The sequence below is a fragment of the Nakamurella lactea DSM 19367 genome (genome assembly GCF_000426645.1).
GTDB lineage: Bacteria > Actinomycetota > Actinomycetes > Mycobacteriales > Nakamurellaceae > Nakamurella > Nakamurella lactea.
Genome location: NZ_AUFT01000017.1, coordinates 83,210 through 103,880, shown reverse-complemented (window position 1 = coordinate 103,880; position 20,671 = coordinate 83,210). Strand labels below are relative to the sequence as shown.

Sequence of the window (20,671 nt, the reverse complement as noted above, 5' to 3'; positions counted from 1 at the left end):
CCGACAACGCCCAATCCAGTGATCGAGTGCGCTCTACGACAACAGATCGACCACTGAGCGTAACGGAGCCTTCACGTCGAGCACCCTCGTGCAGTACTTTAACCCCATGCCGGTTGTTCGTCCCGCTGTCGTCGAACCGATCACCGCCGCGGACCTACCGTCGGTGGCCGATTTTCTGCACGTCAACCTCAATTCCCGGGTAGATGCGGCGGCCTGGGCGTCGGCACTTCAACCCCCTTGGCACGCCGAACAACCGAACCACGGCTACCTGCTGCGGACCCCGGACGAGGTAGTGGGAGTCTATCTCGCGTTGTACTCCGAACGGGTGATGGCGGGGCGCGCAGAGCGCTTCTGCAATCTCGCAGCGTGGTGCGTTTTGGAGGACTACCGATCGCAAGGTCTGCGGCTGCTCCGCAGCCTGCTCGGTCAACGGGGCTATCACTTCACCGATCTGTCGCCGAGCGGCAATGTGGTGGCCTTGAACCTCCGGCTCAAGTTCCAACAACTCGATACGGCCACGGCTCTGGTCCCCAACCTGCCTTGGCCGCTGTGGCCGGCGCGCGCCCGAATTGTGACCGACCGGCGGGCGATCGCGCAGACCCTCCGCGGCGGCGATCTCGAGATCTACCGCGACCACCTGACAGCGGCCGCGGCCCAGCACCTGGTGGTCCGCCGCAATGACGACTACTGCTACCTCATCTTCCGCAAGGACCGGCGCAAGAACCTGCCGCTGTTCGCGTCGATCCTGTATGTCTCGAACCGGGAACTGTTCCGCGAGACGGCGAGCCTCGTCTACCGGCATTTCCTGTTGCGCCACCGGTTGCCGGCAACCCTCGCGGAACTCCGCGTCGTCGGCGCCGCGCCGAAGCTCTCGGTGGCGCTGAAGAAGCCGCGCCCGAAGATGTTCCGCAGCCAGACCCTGCAGCCGGATCAGATCGACTATCTGTACAGCGAACTCACCAGCGTGGCCTGGTAGACCATGACTGCACGATCAAGGAGCCCGCGGTGATCAGAACTCAGCTGCACCACCTCTTGCAGGACAGCGCCGGCATCCACGGGTCTCGGCCGGCACTCACCTACAAGGATGAGACCTGCAGCTACCAAGACCTGTGGCGCACGGTGCAGTCCGTCGCCCGTGGCCTGATCGGGTCCGGACTCGAGCGCGGCGACCGGGTCGCGATCCTGCTCGACAAGCGCATCGAAACCGTGGCGGCCATCTTCGGCACCTCGGCCGCCGGCGGCGTCTTCGTCCCGATCAATCCGCTGCTGCGCCCGGCGCAGGTCGGCTACATCCTCGGGAACTGCGACGTTCGGGTCCTGGTCACCTCGCCGGAACGACTGACGCAGCTCACGGACGAGCTCGGCGCCCGACCTTCCGTCGAGCTCGTCATTGTCGTCGGCGGCGGCCAATCATCGGCAGCGGCAGGCACTGTGCCCGGCGTCCGGGTGCGTTCGTGGGACGAGGAGTTCACCTCCGACGGGCTCGGCGAGATCGATCGTGACGGCATCGATCTGGATATCGCCGCGATCCTGTACACGTCGGGGAGCACCGGCAAGCCGAAGGGGGTGGTACTGAGTCACCGGAACCTGATCGTCGGCGCCGAAAGCGTCAGCCAGTACCTGGCGAACACCGCCGAGGACGTGATTCTGTCGGCCCTGCCGCTGAGCTTCGACGCCGGATTCAGCCAATTGACCACCGCCTTCGGCGTCGGCGCGCACGTGGTCCTGATGAACTACCTGTTGCCGGCCGACGTGGTCAGACTGTGTGCCCGACACGGCGTCACCGGGCTCACCTGTGTCCCCCCGCTGTGGATCCAGATCGCGGATCTGGCCTGGCCACCGGAGGCGGCGGCCACCTTGCGGTACTTCGCCAACACCGGCGGGCGGATGCCCAAGTCGACGCTCGACAAGCTCCGCGGGCATTTCCCACAGGCGGCGCCGTTCCTGATGTACGGGTTGACCGAGGCGTTCCGGTCGACGTACTTGGATCCTGCGGAGGTCGATCGACGACCCGACTCGATCGGCAAGGCCATCCCGAACGCGGAGATTCTGGTGGTCCGCCCGGACGGCACCGAATGCGATCCCGGCGAGGAGGGCGAGCTGGTCCACCGGGGTGCGCTGGTGTCGCTGGGCTATTGGAACGATCCGGATCGCACCGCCGAGCGATTCCGTCCGGTACCCGGACGGGAGCGGGACGCGAGCTGGCGCGCGCCGGAGCTGGCCGTCTGGTCGGGCGACGGGGTGACCAGGGACGAGGACGGCTTTCTCTACTTCGTCGGGCGCACCGACGAAATGATCAAGACCTCGGGCTATCGGGTGAGCCCGACCGAGATCGAAGAGGTCGCCTTCGCCAGTGGCCTGGTGCGGGACGCCGTGGCACTCGGCATGGACGATGCGAAGCTCGGGCAGCGGGTGCTGCTGGTGGCCAGTCCGGTTGCCGGGCAGGATCTCGACACGAAGGAACTGCTCGCGGTGATGCGCCGGCAGCTGCCGCTGTACATGCTCCCGTCGACAGTGGTGGTCAGGCCAGAGCTGCCCAGATCGCCCAACGGCAAGTTCGACCGGGTACGCCTGCGTGAGGAGATCGGCCAGTGAGTGAGCGCCCCAGCATCGCCGCCTTCGCCGGTCCGGACGGGCGGCTGGCGGTCGGCGGAATACCGGTCGGCCGGCTGACCGAGCGAGTCGGGTCGACCCCCTATTTCGCCTACGACCGTCGGCTCATCACCGAACGGATCGGGCTGCTGCGGAGCACCTTGCCGGCCGGGATCCATCTCAGCTATGCGGTCAAGGCGAACCCGATGCCGGCAGTGATCCACCATGTCGCCGGCTTGGTCGATTCGCTCGATGTCGCGTCGGCGTTGGAGATGCGGGCGGCATTGGACACCCCGACGCCGGGCGACCGGGTGAGCTTCGCCGGCCCTGGAAAGACTGACGCCGAGCTGACCCAGGCCGTGGCCGCCGGGGTGACCATCGAGATGGAGTCGCCGACCGAGGCCGACCGGGTAGTGCGGGTCGGCAACCAGCTCGGCATCCGGCCGCGGGTGGCGATTCGCATCAACCCGGACTTCCAGGTGAAGGGCTCGGGGATGCGGATGGGCGGGGGCCCGCAACAGTTCGGCGTCGACGTCGAGCAGGTTCCCGGGATGCTGACCGATCTGGCCGCCGCGGATCTGGAGTTTCAGGGGTTCCATGTCTTTCCGGGCTCGCAGAACCTGAATGCCGAGATCCTCTGCGACGCGCAGCGCAAGACCGTCGCCCTGGTGCTGGAGCTGGCCGACAAGACACCGTGGCCCATCCGGTATCTGAACCTGGGCGGCGGATTCGGCATCCCGTACTTCGACAAGGACCGACCGCTGGACCTGCCGGCGATCGGTGACAATCTCGCTGCGCTGCTGGACGAGTCGATCCGGCCGAACCTGCCCGACGCCAGGGTGGTCGTCGAGCTGGGCCGCTACATTGTCGGCGAATCCGGGGTGTACGTGACGCGGGTGGTCGATCGGAAGGTGTCGCGCGGCAAGACCTATCTGGTGGTCGACGGCGGAATGCACCACCAACTGGCGGCTTCGGGCAACTTCGGCCAGGTGATCCGGCGGAACTATCCGATCGCCGTTGCCACCCGCTCGCTGACGGACGCCGCCGAGGAGGTGACGGTGGTTGGTTGTCTGTGCACGCCGCTGGATCTGCTCGGCGACAACGTTGCGCTGCCGCGGGCAGACGTCGGTGACCTGATCGTGCTGTTCCAGGCCGGCGCCTACGGTCTGACGGCCAGCCCCACTGCCTTCCTCGGCCATCCGGCGCCGGCCGAGGTCCTAGTGTAGCACCTCACGATCGATTCACCCACCATCCACAGAATGGAGTAGCGAATGGATATCAGCTCGTCGACGCTGGAGGGCGTCAAGGAAGTTCTCGGCACCACGCTCGGGATCCAGGATCGGGTGTCGTCGCTGGAGGCCAGCACACCCCTGTTCGGAAGTATGCCGGAACTCGACTCCCTCGCCGTCGTAGAGTTGGCGGCCGCGCTCGAGGAGCGGTTCGACTTCGTGATCGACGACAGCGACTTCACCGGCGACATCTTCGAGACCGTCGGCAGTTTGGCCGAGTTCGTTCAGCGAAGCGCCACCGGTCCGCAGCCGGTCTGACGACTCAACTCACTTCGGCAGCCAACTGTCGCTGCAGCCGAGCGCTGCAGGACGACGAGACGGGCGGAGAAGCGCGTTTGCGGCTGCCCACGACGCCCGGCGCCCGAGAAGGGCCCGTCGCACCTCGGTGACCACGGCAAGCACGAGGTAGGTCCCCGAAGCCAGCGCCTTGTGCCGCCGACGGTAGATCCGCACCCGATTGACCATCTTCATCACGTGGGTGGTGGTGCTCTCGCCCGAACCGCCGCCGATGTGCATCACCACGGCCGTCGGTGCGTACAGCGTTGTCCAACCTCGGTCGCGGGCACGCAGGCAGAAGTCTGTCTCCTCGGAGTAGAGGAAGTAGGACTCGTCAAAGCCGTCCAATGCATCCCAGCATTCCCGGCGGATGAGCATGACGGCGCCCATCGCCCAGTCGACGACGTGCTCACGCCGATACTCGTCGGGGTCGTAGACGATCTCGGAGAACCGCGGACTCTTGGTGAAGCTCAGACCGCCTACCCGGCCCAGAGTGGGGTCCCGGCGCAGCGAAAGGGAGAGTTCGTCGTCGAGTTCGAAAACCTTCGGCACCACGACCCCGGCGTCCGGTCGGCTCGCCGACGCGGCCACCAGCGCTTCGATCGAACCGGGTCGAAGTGTTGCGTCCGGGTTCAGCGCAAGTACGAAGTCGGCCTCGTCGACCTGCTGGGCCCCCCGGTTCAGTCCGGCGCCATATCCACGGTTGGTTTCGGCGATGACGATGCAGTCTGTTCGAGACCTCGCGAGATCGAGAGTGCCGTCCGTGGATCCGTTGTCGACCACGACGGTCACGCCCGATACCGATCCGAACGCCGCAGGCAAACTGTCGAGAAGGTCGCCAAGGTGGCTCGCACTGTTATAGGTCACGACGACGGCAGCGACCACTGGCATATCGCTGCTCACCGGCGTGCGGCCTTGATTCCGGGCAGGAATCCCGCCTGATCGTCGAAGCTGGTCGCGCTCGTACCTGATCGGTCGGCCAATTGCAGGCGTAACGAGGCGCCGGCCAGGCCGATGAGCAGGAAGAAGGTACCGGCCGACTGCGGGAACGCGAACGTGTCGAAGAATGCCAGCCCGCAGGCACCTGCAGCGACCGATGCCACCAGTGCCTGGGAGAGCTCACGGTCGAAGTCGCTGCGTGCCGCCTTGCGTGCCTGGCGGGCGACCCAGATCGCCGACCCGATGACGATCAGCAGTCCGCCGAACCCCAGAACCCCGCCCTCGATGAGTAAACCGAGATACCCGTTGTCCAGGATCCAATACTTCGGCAAGAAGGTTCCGAACCCTCTTCCGAGCCACGGGCTGCGGCTGATGAATTGCCCGGCGACGTCGAAGCTCCCGGTTCGCGAAGCGATACTCGGATCGTCGGAGGCACCGGTGAACAGATTGGTCAGCGTGCCCAGTACACCCGGCGAGGAAAGGTAGACGACAACGGCGGTGGCGCCGGCGAACGCCAACGCCTTGAGCCGTGCAGCAGCCGACCAAGAGGAACCAAGCACGATCAGTCCGACGGCCGCACAGAGCAGGGCGGACCGGGAGATCGACAGAACGACCGCCAACGCGACGGCGCCGAGGACCACCCTGTACAGCCATCGACGCCTGGGCGCGTGCATCGCATAGGCCACGCACAACGGAAGGACCATGGTCAAAACGACGCCGTACTCGATGGGATGGGTGGAGGTGCCACTCGGCCGGGTGAGGCCGCTGCGCTCGGCCAGGGTCAGTCCGGAGGCTCCGGACGTCAGCCCGGGAATCTGAATCCGATCGATGAACAGTTGCTTGGTCGAGTACTGCAGCAGCCCGAGGATGGCGACGAGTCCGACGCCGATCACCAGTCGACGGATGACCGTGCGATGGCGCTCCAGACTCACGATGCCATCGTTGGCGATGAGCGCAATCCCGGACAACCCAACCAGCTTCAGCATGCCGTTGTCGGCGGGGCTGATCTCGTCACCGGACATCGGCGACGACATGGCGTGCGCGTACACCACGAACATGCTGATCAGCCAGGCCAGGATGGCCATCTTCACGGGCTGGAACCCGTCGAAGAGCCGCCAGTTGCGGTGGAGGTGGAACCACACCCACCAGAAGAGCGCGCCGATCGCCATCACGGTCGATGGCGCGCCGGCCGAACCTAGGGGCGCAAGCCGCATGGCCGACGGGATGGCGAGCAGCAGGACGACGTAGACAGTCAGCACGGACGTCGCATCCAAGCCCGGCGCAGCGCTCGCGCTCGGTCGGAGTCCTGGGGCCCGTGGAGCTGGCATCGGGTCGCCTGCTTACCGCTGGGCGGCTTTTGGGGCTTCCACAGTGGCCCCTGAGTCGTTCACGCTTCGCAAGCGCCCAGGCACGATGTCGTGCGCGATCTCGTCGGCGTCACGGGGCGGAGATTTGGTGGCGCCCGGCTCGTTCCGATGCCCTGGGCTCTTCCGACGTCTTCCCTTTTCGGTCCGCGGACTGGGCCGTTCGAGCTCGTCGGCCTCGGCCGTCTCCTCCGCCTCGATCGCCACCTGGTCGGCCCGCTTGCGTCGGCGGGCCATCAGGCCGTCGAACAAGCCGATCAGCAGCAGGCACACACCGAGAATCCCGACCCCGGCGACGATGCCTGCCCTGATCTGGCCCTTGTGGACGACGGTCGCAACCTTGTCGGCCAACAGCGGGCGCGAGGTGATCAACGCGGCCGACTTCAGGTCCAAGCCGGCCTGCAGGTCACTCAGAATCTTCGGTACGCGTTCGATCACGGTGTTGAGCGCGGCAGTCGCATCCTCGCCCGTGTTCGCGTGAGCTGTGATCAGGATGATCGGAGCGCTGTTCGTGAAGTCCGGCGTGGCCTCGAACGACGAATTCGGCACCTGCGTGGCGACCGCCTCTTGCGTGGACTTCGAGGTCAAGGCCCGGATGACGATGTCGCGTGCCTGCGACACGCCGTTGAGCACCAGGTAGGGGTTTCCTTGTATGGCTTGATCCTCACTGGCCCGCTGAACGGTCTCAACGGGAGGAAACACCAGCACGGACCCCTCGGCCTCATAGGTGGGACCCACGTAGTCGATGATGTACAGGGTGCCGCCAATGGTGATGGCGAGAGCCACGATGAGCAGATACCAGCGCCGGAGAAGAGTCGCTCCGAAGTCCTTGAGCTGCATACAAATCCTCCTCTGGCGCGGGCCAGAGCGAGCTCTGAAGATCCACACCCCGACGGGACCTTGGCCCAGCAGACGGCTTCTAGCCCCGAGCTCCGTTCGCTCGTCACTATCGTATCACTGCTCGACGACGCATACAGCCGAATGGGTGTACGACCTAGCGATCAGCGGTAGGACTGACCACACTCCGCTATGATGAGCCCATCGATTAGGACCAGGGACCGTGGGGAATCATGACATCTCGGGAGTTGCTCTGGCTGCTCGTGAGGCGGTGGTACCTGGTTCTGCTTGGCATGGCATTGACGCTGGTCGTGGTCTGGCCGATGAGCCACCGCGAGGGGGTGTACTGGGCCCAGGTCAACGTCGTGATCGTCCCTCCCACGTACGAGTACTTCCCGAACCAACTCGAAGACCCCCAATACTCTCTTTCGGCGCTCGCGGGAGTGATCGTCGCCGAGTACAACGGCGACAACCAGCCCGTGCAGATGGCTTCGTCCGACACCACGCTGTTCGGCGAGGGGGTGCGATCCGGCACCGAGGTCCGCATGGTGAACCGCGGAAATCAGTGGCAGCCGCTGTACCCCGTCGCACAGATCGACGTGCAATCGGTCGCGAGTACGCCGGATCAGGTCGCCGCCGACGTTGACCGGATCACCACGGACCTGGCCGCCCTCCTCAACCAACGCCAGGTGAAGCTGGGCGTCGCGCCGACAATGCTGGCCCACGCCATCAACACACCTGCAACGCCGTCGGTGTATTACGTCGCCGGCAGTCGGATGCGGGTACTCGGCGCGGGCGCGGTCGTAGGTTTCGCGGTCACCGTCGCCGGTGTGTACTGGATGGAACGGATTCGGCGGCGGCGCACGCGAGCAGATTCGTTCATGGGCACTCGATATCGTCGGGCTGGACCCGGCGTCCGTTCTCGATTGCCGCTAGGCGCGGGTAGGTAGATCGTGTCCGAAGGCGAAAGCCCCGCCGAGCGCACGGCGAATCATGTCCTACTCACCCGGTTCAACCTGCCGTCGGCTGGAGTACAGGAGCTGATCCGTGCGAAGGATGGCTGGTTGCGCGAGCGGGTGTCGCTGTTCGAGCGCTTCACCGTGCCGTCGGTGGTCGGACAGACCAACCGACACTTCACCTGGCTCATCTACTTCGACCCGGCGAGCCCGCAGTGGCTGCGTCAAATGATCGCCAAGTACGAGCACGATGGAACCTTCGTCCCGGTCTTTCGGGAATCCGTATCGACCGAGCAGATGATTTCGGACATCCGAACGATCATCGGGACGCCCGCCGACGATCTGCTCACCACCAATCTCGACAATGACGACGTCATCGCGACCGACTTCATCGCTCGCTTGCAGGGCGGTTCCGTTGCTGAGTTCCAGAGTGCGATCTATGTGCGAAACGGGCTGATCCGTACCGGGGGGCGGCTCTACACGCACAGGTATCCGCGCAACGCATTCAACTCGGTTCGAACGCCCTGGGCCACTCCAACTGCCACCTGTTGGTCAGAATGGCACACGGACTTCGACAAGCTCATGCCGGCGATCGAGATCGGTGGCGACGCCGGCTGGATGCAAGTAGTGCATGGTTCCAACGTCAGCAACCGGGTGAGGGGGCGCCTGGCATCACCCGGTCCGTTCCGGCGGCTCTTTCCGTCCGCCCTGGACGGCTTGCCCGAACCCAGTGCGCGGGAACTGAACCTCGATCGTTTCGTGGTCTCGCCTGCCCGCACTAGCCGGGAGCGAGTTCGGAGCGCCGGCAAGCACCTGATCCTGACGCTCTTCGGCCGCGATGCCCTAGACCGGATCAAGGTCATCCTGCAACCACGGAACGGGTCGGGAGAAGCCGGGTAGTTCGCCTAGCTTGCCGCCGTCCCCCACGCTGCGGCCGGAGCTCACTCCTCCGGTCGCCCGATCGCTGCGCCGTTGTCGTACCGATTGCCGGACCAGGTGTTGCCGTTGGGCTTGCCAACGCCGTTCAGGCTGTTCGTCGGTCCGAAGACGCCACACTTCCCGTTGTAGCCACGTCCGAAGATGTTGTCCGTCACCTTGACGTTCGAGGGAGCGGGATAGGGCTTACCCGGGTAGTAGCCCGGATTCAGGCAGTATCCGGGTTGACGATCGGACGCGTTCGGCACTGCCGAATTGATCCGCGAACCAGCCAGGAAATTGCGGTTGATGGTCACGTTCTGGATCGGCGCGAAGTCACCATAGAAGCCGATGTCCGCGGAACAGCCGGCGTCGCCGCCCGGGCTCGACACCTTGTCCCAGTCACCGCATGATGCCCAGTTGTGGTCGATCACGAACTGATTCGTGCCGTTGCCACCGAAAGCGTTGTAGTGGTACTCGAGGCCCAGATTCATGCCATGGACCCAATTGTCCTTTGCCTCACAATATGAATCGCACTTGATGACGCCCTGACCGCCGTGCGAATTCACGCGGTACACGAAGATATTGCTGCGTCCAATGTTCTCCCACCATGGGAGGTCGGACGGGACCACCTCCGTGTCCGTGACAAGGACCGGACCGTAGTTGTCCTGCTCGGCAAAGATGACACCCTTCACCAGGCTGTTCTTGATCGTCACGCACGGCGTCGAAGCGCTGTGCGTTCCGTTACCCACCTGAACGAGAATGGTGTCATTCACTATCTTCGAGTCGATCACCACACCACAGGACTTGATGGTGGTCGGCCCGGTGTAGTTCGTCAGAGTGACCGGTTTGCGCGTGTCGCCCGGGAGCCCGTGCGGATACCCGGTGTTCTGCGGGCCGGGCCAGCACCCTCCCCACGGATCGGGGCCGCCCGGCGTGTTTGCCGCACCGACACATCCGGCGCTCGTCGGAGGAGGCGTCGAAGTAGGAGGCGTGGTGGTCGGCTTGGTCGTCGTCGGAACCGTCGTCGTCGGCCTGGTCGTCGTCGGCTTGGTCGTCGTCGGAACCGTCGTCGTCGGCTTGGTCGTCGTCGGAACCGTCGTCGTCGGCTTGGTCGTGGTGGGCTTGCTGGTCGTCGGCCTTGTCGTGGTCGGCTTATTCGTCGTCGGCTTGGTCGTGGTCGGCTTGGTCGTGGTGGGCTTGCTCGCCGTCGGCTTGCTCGTTGCAGTCGGCTTGGGAGGTGTCACCGACCCGGTGGCCCCGGTCGATCCGTTCTTGATCCGGACATCGACAAAGTAGTTGGCGTTGTTCCACGTATAGGTCGGATACCCGAGCGCATAGCTGTATACGCTGGATTGTGCCGTCGCGTGACCGTTGCTGACTTGAGACCTACCGCCGAGCGTGTACTGATCCGCCGGGTATCGCCCGGCCGGCGCGGTGTACGACGCAACGTATGACTTGTTTGCGAGAACAGTAACCTGGTGCGGAAGCGTCGCGACCTGCCAGCCGACGGCCGTTGCGCTCGTCGCGCTGAATGTCGCTCGCGCCAACACCTTGCCCTCGGGACTCCACAATGTCGCTGCGGTCGCGGGTTTTGTTTGGGCCAGCTTGTAGTACCGAATCGCGTCGACGGTGCCGGTCTGCAAGGGCTTGAAGCGAACGCCAAGCTCGACCTTCTTCGTGTCGGGGTCAGCGCCCGATCGGGGCTTGGTGGCGTTGGACCAGATCCAATTCCCGGTCGACGCGGGGACCGCGGCCAAGCCAGAGGTACTGACGGCGGCGGTCGCGCCGGCAGTGCCGACGACGCCCGCCACCCCGAGCAACATGAGGATGGACACCAGCAAACGTGGCGCAGCCCGCCTTGCCGAACCCTTGGGCTGGACGGCGTGGCCTCCTGATCGGCGTGGCATCGTAGTAACTCCTAAGAATTCATTCGATAGCAGACTTCGAGAATCTGCGAATAGTTCGTTATCCAGAATTTCTGTCGCTGCTGCCGAAACGTTACCCACTGCCTTGACGGCGATCAACCTGGCGAACGCCCGCGCGGGTGAAGGCCAGCTTCGCGATTCGACACTGTGCCCCGGAAACGAAGACTACCGGGCGATAACGATTCGATAACGGAGATCTCGTCCCCTGATTGCCCTATCGACTAACACGTTCCGTAGCTAGGCGTCGCAGTGAGCCACTGACAGCACGCGTCCGGGGGAATCTCGATGCCAGTCCCGTCGGCCACACCCGAACACCTCGGAGGCCACGGCGTGAGCGCGCCGCCGTATCCCAGGAAACGTAGATCCGGTAGCGCGGCGCTACGTCTAGTGGCGCTCACTCCGCTGCGGAGTTGCCTGGAAGAGCGGGACGGCACGTTGGTCCAACCACTCGTCGGGGAGTCGGCCGGTCACCGGGCCGGCGATCAGCCACCACCCGCCACGCTGGACTCCCGCGATGCAACTGTTGCGAACGCCCGAACGGCTGAGGCGATCGAGATCATTCAGCAACAGGTCGGGCGCAAGGACGGACTCCGTTCCCGAAACAGCGTTGAGCCTGTCGATGAGGTCGTCAATGCTGGTGCAGGTCACAAAGATCACCGGTCTGCCGCGGCGCGCGAGCCGGATCGGCTCTTGATCGAATTCGGCGAAGCCGCCGCCGGTGTCGAGATTGAGCACGTGCAGTGGTGCGTCACGGGAGTAGTCAAGAAGATCAACATCGTGGCGAATGTCGGCGAGCACGACCGGTACCCGCAGTCCTTGACGCAGCTTCGCAGCTGATCCGGACTGCCGCAGCCACCGCAGACGCCACCCGTGCTTGCGAAGGGGGCCGGCCGATTTCCATGGAGCTGGTGTACGGGCGATGGTCCCGCAGGTGGTGTTCACCGGAAGAACGCCCGGGTGCAGTGATGCCACGCGGCGATGCGCCTCGTCCAGTCGGTCCAGGTTCACCGTCAGACTGTTGTGGGTGATCGCGAGATCGATGGCTCCGACTCGCAGCCCCAAGGACTTCATCCGGAGGCCGTATTCGACGGCGTAGGCATGCCAGGCCAGATCCGGATCCTCCGTCAGTGGGTGTTGGAGCACTTGATCGCGCCGGATCATGAAGAGAACCTCGTCGAGGCTGTCCACATCGACCGGTGCCGGAGCGCTCCGTCCTATCAATTGGACGCGATCGCGGAGCCGACCGACGGAGCTCCCGGTCGAGGTCACGCCGTTGGCTCCGAGCACTCCCCAGGTCTCGTCGCTCAGGAAGGATGCAGACTCGACGATTCTGTCCAAGGAATGCAGATAGACGTCCTGGTGGGCGAAGACCACAACGTCGTTGCGCGCGCACCGAGCCCCGTGATTGAGCGCGGCACCTGCCGTCGAAAACGTGTGCGCCGAGTTGTCGACCGGGATGAACTCGATGGCCGCAGTACCGGTGTACGCATCGATGGCTCGGTCGAGACAATCTCGGCGCACGTCGACGTCGTTGAACACGCAGATGATCGTCACGCCCGGCGCCTGGGTGCCGGGGTCCGGCCCGGAAGTCTCCGAGGGACCATCGCCGTCAGTGGGTTCGAACACGTGCACCGCCTGATCCTGCCGACTGGACGATCCGGTTGAGCGTCTCACTGAATGCCTTGGTCGAGAACGACGACTGGGCCCGCTGCCGAGCCGCCACCGCCAACTCGACTCGCTCCTGCTCATCACCGAGCAATCTACGAACGGCGCCGGCGAAGGCAACCGTGTCGCCGGCCGGGACCACGATCCCGGCATCGCCCACCTGCGCTCTGACGCCACCGACATCGAAGGCGACGACAGGCAGTCCGAGCAGCATCGCCTCGAGGACGACCAGCGGGAACGGGTCATCTCTCGAAGGCAACGTGAAGATGTCGAACTGGGACATGTACGAGTACGGGTTCTTCCGCTGTCCGATGAACTCGACGGCCGGCGGTAGGTTGCCCCGGGCACCGGGATCATCCTGGCCGACCCAGACGAACCGCACGTCATGATCGGTCGATGACGAGGCGAGGATGGAGCTGGCCATCTCCACCCACAGATCCGCCCCCTTCCGAGGTTCGACCGCCCCGCAGGCCCCGACTATCAGCTGCCCGGCGGGCTTCGGCATCTCTGCCGTTTCCTCGGCGCGGGTTGCTACTTCGGCATCGTCAGGTACCGACGGGAGCAGCTCGATCGATTCGGGTTCCAGACCCGTGATCTCTGTGAGATCACGGTGGGTGCTCGGGGAGCAGGCGACCAGGTGAACTCTCACCAGCTCGGCAGCGGCACCCGTCTTGGACAAGAACTCGGAGGTCACCGCGCCCGACTCGTGGACATGCAGGATGACCCGGCGGCCGAGCCATCGCGCCGGACGCAGATAGGCCGCCGCCGCCACCGAGTTCACATAGACCAGGTCGGGACGGTGCCGCAGAATTGTTGACGCCGCGACGGCCGAGTCCATGCCCCTGGCGACCGCGTCGAGTATCGGAAACCTGCGCATCCGTCGTCGCAGACGATGCAACGGTTCCACGCTCGTTGGGGCTGCCTCGGCAAAGTCGGCAAGCATCGGCCCGGGGAAGCGGGAGATAACCCGGACGTCGTGCCCTTGACCGGCAAGGGCGCGGGCAGCGGTGACCGCAATCCGCGGTGCACCGCTCCGGGATGCCTCGTGGCTCACCATCAGCACTCGCATGTCGTTGACGTCAGCCTTCTGTCCGACTCGCGTCGACGGGCGTCCCGACCCGACCCCGCATCGAATCCAAACGGCGCTTGGTCGCCGCTCGACCCTGATGAGCCATCGCTCTGACCAACGTTTCGAGACCGAAGACAGTGCGCGCAGCGGTACCGGCACCCCGGCGGATCTCCGCGCGGTACATGCTTACCAACGAGTCAGTGGCGGCGCCGAGGCCGAATTTGGAGATGACGAGTTCGTGGCCGATGCGCCCGAGTTCAACACCGCGTTGCGGGTCTATCAGCGACTCCAGTTGCTCGGACAAGACGGCTATCGGATCGGCAGCAGGTTCAGTTCCATAGAATCCGGACTCAAGAAAGTATGGGATTGTCCGGGGCTCAAGCGCCTTGGCGAAGCCCCTTTCACCCAATACGATGACCGGCTTGCTGTGCGCCATCGCGCGCAGGGCGGAGCCTCCCATTCCCATGACGACATCCGCGGCCGCGTAGGCGGACCGCGGATCGTCTAGTGCTCCGGTGAGCACCACCGCCGGTCGGCGCAATCGGGAGTTCATCGCCTCGGCACGTCCCGCGATCTCATCGAACGCGTCTCCGTCGCCGACGATCACCAGCCGCAGCCGTGGGTGGTCGAGCCTCCCCAAGGCCGCGATCGCATATCCAATACTCTCGGCCTTCATGATCGAGGCGATCCGGCTCACGATCGTCACAACGATGTCGTCGTCAGCGAGTCCGGCGGCGAGTCGGAACTCGGCCGCGCCGCGCGCCCCGGCGAGCTCCGCCTCGATATCGACGGGAGGCTCCATCAAATGGACGGCAGCGCCGTGGAATCCCTGTGCCTCCACCTGCATGGCCCTCGTCCCGACGATCATCGGCGTTTGCCGGGGTGTGTACCTCACGTTTTCCATCGTCCAGTTGGTCACGACAGCGATGCGTCGGGATCGCCCGCCGATCGACGCCACCGCGGCTGATCCGAGCCACGGCGCGAAAACATGGATCACATCTGCAGAATGAGCGTCCGCGAAGCGCCGGATCTGCCTGGTGCGGGCCAGCGCTCCGGCTCGTGCGTCGATGCGGGTGAGAGGAAATCCAGACCGTTCGGCGTAGCTGGCGATCGACACCGGCCCGGGTTCGTCAATCGCGAAAACGTTGACGGTGTGCCCCCTCTCGCGCAGGGATCGGCCGAGGTCCAGTGCGTTGATCGGACAACCACCGAGCGCCATGCTTTCCAAGCCGATCACCACGCTCAGTGGTTGATCCGGGGTGCTGGGGCCGGCACCGAGGTTCACCGCAGACAACGGCTCGGACATCACGTTCCCCCTCACGAGCCGGCCGGCTCGACGCGGCCCCAGCGCGGCACCCAGCTCGGAACGAAGCGCGGTGGAACGAACCTGACGACAATCGGCAGGACAAGGCACGCATAGACAAGAACGCCGACCGTTCCACCGGCGGCCAGGGCCAACCACGGCGACGAGGGCAGCTGGGAGACCGCCCATGCCGCCGCTGCTGCGACGACTGCTGCACCCGCGGGCGGCGCGACGACCCGAATGACCTCCGCCATCGAGATGTTGGCGACGCGGACAACGCACACCAGATAAGCAGGCACTGCCACCAATCCGATCGTCAACACGTGAGCCCACGCCACCCCGGCCAGACCCCAGGCATGTTCGCCGGCGAGCATGCCAGGCACCAGGAACACGACCCAGAGGAACTGGATCGCCAGCAATCGCCCGGTTCGCCCGGCCGCCACCAGAACGTTGACGTACAGCAAGCTGAACGTGTACAGCACCCCGTAGCCGGCCAACACGGCGAGGACGGGGATCGACTCGGCCCATTTGGCACCGAAGAGCGACAGGATCAACGGGCCGGCCAAGGCGAGGGTGAGCGCTCCCACCGGAAATGCGAGCAAGGCGACCAGCCGCGAAGCCATCGTCAGTGCATTGCCCAGCCGCGCTCTGTCGTGGCTGACCCGGCCGAATGCCGGCACCACCACATTGTTGAGTACTGATCCCAGGACAGCAGTCGACCAACTCGCCACGTTGAAGGCGATCATGTAGACGCCGACCTCGGCGGCGTTCACCAACCGGCCGAGGATCATGTAGTCGGCATTGAGCAGCGTCCAGTTCACCAGGTTGGCCAGAGCGAGCGGCAGGCCGAATCGCAGCAGGGGTCCGATGCACTGGCTCCGCCATCCTGGTCGGTAGCGACGGGACGTGCTGAAGTAGAAGACCAGTCCCGTGGCGACCTGGCCGATCACTCTGGACCAGGCAAACGCTGTCGCGCCGCCGCCGTTCACCGCCAGCAGCACGAGAATCGGGTTCGCGACCAGGAACCCGACGACCGTTCCCAGGAAGATGCGGTTCTGCTTGAATTCTCGAACCAATTGCGCGCCAGGAACGGCGAAGATCCCGGTCAGCGCCAGGCAGATGGACAGCACCCGGATCGGCTCGGCAGCTTCGGGTTGGCCGAGTGCCGACGCCAACCAGCCCGCGCTCGCAAACATTCCGATGCCCAATCCGGCGCTGACCAGGATCGACATGGAAGCCGCCGTCGGAGCAATGTCGTCGGGCTCCTTGGCAGAGCGCGCGATCGCTGATCCCAGCCCTACCTCGGAGAGGCTGGACACCACGAGGAACACCGCGAGAGCGATCGCGAAAATGCCGAAGTCGTCAGGAGCCAGGAGCCGGGCAAGAATTGCCGTGATGGCGATGCTGGCGAACCGCATGGTCAGGTTCGAAGCAACCGACCAGAGCGCCCCACGACCAACTTGCCGACCCAGCGAATCAGGCGTCGTCTGCGCACCATCATCCGAGAGATGATCTGTGGCCGGCTCATCTCCAGTGTCGTCGGTGCCCACAAGGGCTTCTGGGTCTCGGATTGTTCTCACCTGTCGGCGTTGACCGCCGAGCGCAGTGCGTCGGCAACGTATGCCTGTTGCGGCCGGGTGAGGTGCGGATAGACGGGCAGGGAAAGGATTCGCCCGGCAGCGGCCTCTGCCACCGGGAAACACCCCTCGCCTTGTCCCAGATCGGCGAAAGCCGGAGTCAGGTGCACCGGGTCGGGATAGTGGATGCCTGCGCCGATCCCAGTCGCCTGCAACGCGCCCAGCACCTCGTCCCGGCGGTCGACCTGAACCACGTACAGGTGCCAGACGTCCTCGTTGCCGTCCAGAGGCCTCGGGAGCACGACCTCGGGCAGGTCGGCCAACAGCTCGGCATAGTAATCGGCCACGGTGCGCCGCAATTGATTCCAGGCTGCGAGCCGCTTGAGCTTGGCAGAGAGCACCACGGCCTGAAGGGTGTCCAACCGGGAATTGAACCCGATGGTCTCGTGGACGTACTTCTTCTCGCTCCCATGCGCTCCGAGCAGCCGGGCGCGGCGAGCCAGGTCGGGATCATTCGTCAGAACAGCTCCGGCATCGCCGGCGGCACCGAGGTTCTTCCCTGGGTAGAAGCTGGTTCCGGCCGCGATGCCGAAAGATCCCGCCGCCTTGCCGTGCCGGCGCGCACCCTGCGACTGCGCCGCGTCCTCGACGATGACAGCTCCGCACTCGGCGGCGAGCGGTTCCAGGAGTTCGACCGGTGCGGTCTGGCCGAACAGATGGACCGGAACGATCGCCTGGGTGCGCTCGGTGACCGCCTCGGCCACCCGATCGGGATCGATGAGCAGATAGGTGGGATCGACGTCGACCAGCACCGGCTTGGCGCCGATACGCACCACGGCTTCCGCGGTTGCGATAAACGTGTTGGCCGGCAGAATCACCTCGCCGGTCGAGTCCACGCCGGCGGCTCGCAAGGCGAACTCCAGAGCATCGGTGCCGTTACCGACGCCGACGCAGTATTCGACGCCGATCTCCCGCGCATACGCCTGCTCGAACTCCGCCACCTGCGGGCCACCGATAAAGGCCGTGGCGGCGAGAACGGCGTCCCACCCCTCGCGCACCTCATCGGCAATCTCGGCCTGCTGTGCGGCCAGGTCGACCAAAGGAACCTTCACTGCTGAGCACCCCTCGCTGTGTATTGAAACTCGTTCTGTGGCAACCCGATCGGGTGGGACGGCACGCCGACCCAGGTCTGGCCAGCTGGCAGATCCGTCAGCAGCACAGATCCCATCCCGAGGGTGGACCGGTCACCCACCCGAACACCCTGCCGGACGGAGGAATTCATGCCGAGATACGTTCCCCGGCCGAGCCGGACAGCGCCGCCGATGCTGACCCCGGCGCAGAGCGTGACGAAATCGTCGACCACCACGTCATGGGTCAGAGTCACGTTCGGCATGGCGACGACGTGCTCGCCGACCGCCACGTCACAGGTGAGGACGACGTTCGCGAGCAGGATCGACCCCGACCCGGTCGTGCAGCCTGTGCCGATCGTTGCGCTGGGATGAACCACTGTCGCGTATCGATCGCCGCCGACGCCACGTCCATTGAGGCGTTCCACGATCGCGGCTCGGGCAATTCCGGACCCGGCGCAGACGACGACCCTCGCATCGATACCTCCGGCGGCCTCCCAGCTACTCCCGAGTACCCGGACGCCGCCCACCTCGCTGTTGTGCAATTCGACGTTGTCGTCGAACAGACCGATCGGGTCCAGCTCGCCCGCCGCTCGAATGGCAGCAAGCGTCTCGCGGGCGAGGCCCCCGGCCGCGATCAACACAACAGGTTCGAGCGCCACCGGTCAGCTCACCGCCGAGCCCGCGCGCAACACATCGATCACCCTGGCCTGCTCGGAGTCCGACATCTGGTGGTACAGCGGGAGAATCAGTGTGTTGTCGGTGAGATGGTCGGTGACCGTCAGCTCGGCACTGCCGTGGTCGCCGTCGGCATAGGCCGGCTGGCGATGGGCTGCCATGATGCCGCGGCGCGCGGAGATCTCGCCGTTGGCGAGCTCCACCAACAGTCCGTCTCGATCCAATGCATAACCAGGGCCCACCTCGACCCAGCAGGACTGGAAGTTGGTGGTCCCCCACTCCGGGTCCGCTACCAGCCGCAGACCGTCGATCTCGCCGACCGCCTTCGCGTATCCGGCGGCGAGTTCGCGACGCCGGTCGACGACGCCCGGTAGTCGACCGAGCTGCACCAGGCCCATCGCCCCTTGCAGATCGGTCATCCGGTAGTTGTAGCCAACTTCCAGGTACTGTTCCGGCGGCGCCAACACGCTGGCGTGCCGGTCGGCGGCCGACACGCTCATCGCGTGCTCGCGCAACAGTCGCGTGCGGCTCCCCCAGTCGTTCCGCGAGGTGGTGACCATGCCGCCCTCGCCGGTGGTGACGATCTTGCGGGGGTGGAACGACCAGGCGGTGATCTCGGCGCCGGCGCCCACCGGCCGCCCTCGATAGGTCGATCCGGCGCCGCAGGCGGCATCCTCGATCACCACGATGCCGCGTGGGTCGCACAGCGCGCGGATATCGGCCAGGTCGACCGGGACGCCGCCCTGGTCGACGGCGATCACGGCCCTGGTCGCCGGGGTCAACGCCGCCTCGACGGTGGCTGCCGTCAAGTTCCCGGTCGTCACGTCGACGTCGGCGAACACCGGGCGGGCACCGACGTACATCGGCGCATTGCTGGTGGCGATGAACGAGAACGACGGGACGACGACGTCGTCGCCCGGCCCGACGCCGGCAACCACCATGGCCAAATGCAGTCCGGTGGTGCAGCTGGAGACGGCGATCGCGTGTTCGGCCTGCATCGCCTGGGCAAAGGCGGATTCGAAGGCTGCGACCTTCGGGCCCTGCGCTACCCAGCCGGACAGGATCACCTCGGTGACGGCGTCGACCTCTTCCTGGCCGAGCAGCGGCTGCATCACATTGATCCGGGCCATCTCAGCCACCCGTCCCCGCAGTCGCCGACACGGCGTCCACGGGTGCGACCACCTGCTGCTCGGCCCGCCACCAGGCCACCAGGTCGGACAGACCGGCTGCCAGGTCAACCTCGGGCGTGAACCCGAGATCCCTTGTTGCGGCAGCAGTGTCGGCAAGCCGACGGGTGACTCCGTTCACCGCGCGCTCCGGGCCGTGCTCCACTCCGAGGTCAGAGCCCATTGCGGCCAGCAGCCCCTCCGCCAGGCCCTTGAGGGAGGTCTCGGCGCCACTGGCGATGTTGTACACGCCCTCCCGAACGTCGCTGGTCGCCGCCAGCAGGTTCGCCCTGGCAATGTCGGTGGTGTAGACGAAGTCCATGGTCTGGGCGCCGTCGCCGAAGATCAGCGGCGGCTCGCCACCGGCAATGCGTTCCATCCAGCGGATCAGCACCTCGGTGTACAGCCCATGAATGTCCATCCGCGGCCCGTACACATTGAAGTAGCGCAAGGCGACGTAATCGATGCCGTACATCGCCCGGAAGCTGCGCAACATGCCTTCGTTGAACGACTTCGCCGCCCCGTAGAAGGTGTCGTTGTTGTGGTGGTGGTGCCGCTCGCCGGTCGGGAACTGCTCGGCCAGGCCGTAGACCGACGCCGACGATGCGGCGATCACCTTGTCCACCTTGTGTTCGGCGGCGGCCTCCAGGACGGTGAAGGTGCCGTCGACCAACACCTGCAGGGCCAGCCGCGGCTCTTCCGCGCACTGGGTGATCCGGATGGCCGCCTGGTGGAAGACCAGGTCGGACCCCCGCACCACGTCGTGCACCAGGTCGACGTCACGGAGGTCGCCGACCACCAACTTGACCCTCGGATCGGGCAACGCGGTTGCCAGGTTCTCCCGGCGCCCCCGGACCAGGTTGTCCAGGACGGTGACGCTACCGACGCCGGCGGTGAGCAACTGGTCGACGATGGTCGAGCCGATGGTGCCTGCGCCGCCCGTCACGAGCACGCTGGCGCCGCTGAGTGATGACATGATTTCGCTCCGTT

At 65.5% G+C, this 20,671-nt stretch carries 18 protein-coding genes; 6 read left to right on the top strand and 12 right to left on the bottom strand.

Going from position 1 to position 20,671, the window contains the following annotated elements; genetic code table 11:
• The first annotated feature begins 106 nt into the window (after positions 1-106).
• From K340_RS0116590 to K340_RS0116575, 4 genes are read left to right on the top strand one after another with little or no spacing between them, the layout of a single operon-like run.
• Positions 107-976 carry a hypothetical protein gene (locus tag K340_RS0116590; protein WP_029137542.1) on the top strand — a complete coding sequence of 290 codons (870 nt, stop codon included), beginning with the start codon at positions 107-109 and terminating at the stop codon, positions 974-976.
• A 29-nt stretch (positions 977-1,005) separates the two neighbouring features.
• The gene (locus tag K340_RS0116585; protein WP_211229493.1) at positions 1,006-2,595 is read left to right on the top strand and encodes an acyl-CoA ligase (AMP-forming), exosortase A system-associated; all 1,590 of its coding nucleotides are present in this window, start codon (positions 1,006-1,008) and stop codon (positions 2,593-2,595) included.
• Entirely contained in the window at positions 2,592-3,818 is a 1,227-nt protein-coding gene (locus K340_RS0116580) for a pyridoxal-dependent decarboxylase, exosortase A system-associated (protein WP_029137540.1), read from the top strand. Before K340_RS0116585 ends, K340_RS0116580 begins: the two co-directional genes overlap by 4 nt.
• 45 nt (positions 3,819-3,863) lie before the next feature.
• Positions 3,864-4,139, top strand: coding sequence for an acyl carrier protein (locus K340_RS0116575; protein ID WP_029137539.1), 276 nt, complete (start codon positions 3,864-3,866; stop codon positions 4,137-4,139).
• 9 nt (positions 4,140-4,148) lie between these two features.
• On the opposite strand, the gene K340_RS30770 is transcribed toward K340_RS0116575, so the two are convergent.
• The 3 genes from K340_RS30770 to K340_RS0116560 all read right to left on the bottom strand — a co-directional run bounded on the left by K340_RS30770 (position 4,149) and on the right by K340_RS0116560 (position 7,300).
• Positions 4,149-5,048 (bottom strand): glycosyltransferase family 2 protein, encoded by a 900-nt coding sequence (locus K340_RS30770; RefSeq protein ID WP_037365174.1) that lies wholly within the window; start codon positions 5,046-5,048, stop codon positions 4,149-4,151.
• Between the two features lie 8 nt (positions 5,049-5,056).
• Entirely contained in the window at positions 5,057-6,355 is a 1,299-nt protein-coding gene (locus K340_RS30765) for an O-antigen ligase family protein (RefSeq protein WP_154674308.1), read from the bottom strand.
• A gap of 81 nt (positions 6,356-6,436) precedes the next feature.
• On the bottom strand, positions 6,437-7,300 hold the full coding sequence (locus K340_RS0116560) for a YveK family protein (RefSeq protein ID WP_029137538.1): 864 nt from the start codon (positions 7,298-7,300) through the stop codon (positions 6,437-6,439).
• 230 nt (positions 7,301-7,530) lie between these two features.
• Here K340_RS0116560 and K340_RS0116555 point away from each other — a divergent pair, with 230 nt between their 5' ends.
• Together K340_RS0116555 and K340_RS0116550 are read left to right on the top strand one after the other, a co-directional pair.
• Positions 7,531-8,247, top strand: coding sequence for a hypothetical protein (locus K340_RS0116555; RefSeq protein ID WP_029137537.1), 717 nt, complete (start codon positions 7,531-7,533; stop codon positions 8,245-8,247).
• 3 nt (positions 8,248-8,250) lie between these two features.
• Positions 8,251-9,153: a glycosyltransferase gene (locus tag K340_RS0116550; protein WP_029137536.1), complete on the top strand. Its 903-nt coding sequence runs from the start codon at positions 8,251-8,253 to the stop codon at positions 9,151-9,153.
• A gap of 41 nt (positions 9,154-9,194) precedes the next feature.
• Here the strand turns inward: K340_RS0116550 and K340_RS35265 are convergent, their stop codons facing one another.
• The 9 genes from K340_RS35265 to K340_RS0116500 form a co-directional block, all read right to left on the bottom strand.
• Positions 9,195-11,006, bottom strand: coding sequence for a DUF4082 domain-containing protein (locus K340_RS35265; protein WP_161632125.1), 1,812 nt, complete (start codon positions 11,004-11,006; stop codon positions 9,195-9,197).
• Between the two features lie 474 nt (positions 11,007-11,480).
• Positions 11,481-12,728: a glycosyltransferase gene (locus tag K340_RS34440; RefSeq protein ID WP_051266591.1), complete on the bottom strand. Its 1,248-nt coding sequence runs from the start codon at positions 12,726-12,728 to the stop codon at positions 11,481-11,483.
• Positions 12,706-13,818, bottom strand: a complete 1,113-nt coding sequence (locus tag K340_RS0116530; protein ID WP_245599594.1) for a glycosyltransferase family 4 protein — start codon at positions 13,816-13,818, stop codon at positions 12,706-12,708. Before K340_RS0116530 ends, K340_RS34440 begins: the two co-directional genes overlap by 23 nt.
• Positions 13,819-13,840: 22 nt before the next feature.
• Positions 13,841-15,136, bottom strand: a complete 1,296-nt coding sequence (locus K340_RS36000) for a glycosyltransferase family 4 protein (protein WP_029137533.1) — start codon at positions 15,134-15,136, stop codon at positions 13,841-13,843.
• Positions 15,137-15,147: 11 nt separating this feature from the next.
• Positions 15,148-16,683: a lipopolysaccharide biosynthesis protein gene (locus tag K340_RS0116520; protein ID WP_281170734.1), complete on the bottom strand. Its 1,536-nt coding sequence runs from the start codon at positions 16,681-16,683 to the stop codon at positions 15,148-15,150.
• 26 nt (positions 16,684-16,709) lie between these two features.
• A complete protein-coding gene (locus tag K340_RS37075; protein ID WP_037365168.1) occupies positions 16,710-17,822 on the bottom strand; it encodes a DegT/DnrJ/EryC1/StrS family aminotransferase in 1,113 nt (370 codons plus the stop codon).
• Entirely contained in the window at positions 17,819-18,499 is a 681-nt protein-coding gene (locus tag K340_RS30750; protein WP_037365166.1) for a NeuD/PglB/VioB family sugar acetyltransferase, read from the bottom strand. Before K340_RS30750 ends, K340_RS37075 begins: the two co-directional genes overlap by 4 nt.
• A gap of 3 nt (positions 18,500-18,502) precedes the next feature.
• Positions 18,503-19,645: a DegT/DnrJ/EryC1/StrS family aminotransferase gene (locus K340_RS0116505; RefSeq protein ID WP_029137530.1), complete on the bottom strand. Its 1,143-nt coding sequence runs from the start codon at positions 19,643-19,645 to the stop codon at positions 18,503-18,505.
• Position 19,646: 1 nt separating this feature from the next.
• Complete coding sequence (locus tag K340_RS0116500) at positions 19,647-20,657, bottom strand: NAD-dependent epimerase/dehydratase family protein (protein WP_029137529.1); 1,011 nt, start codon at positions 20,655-20,657, stop codon at positions 19,647-19,649.
• Positions 20,658-20,671 lie beyond the last annotated feature (14 nt).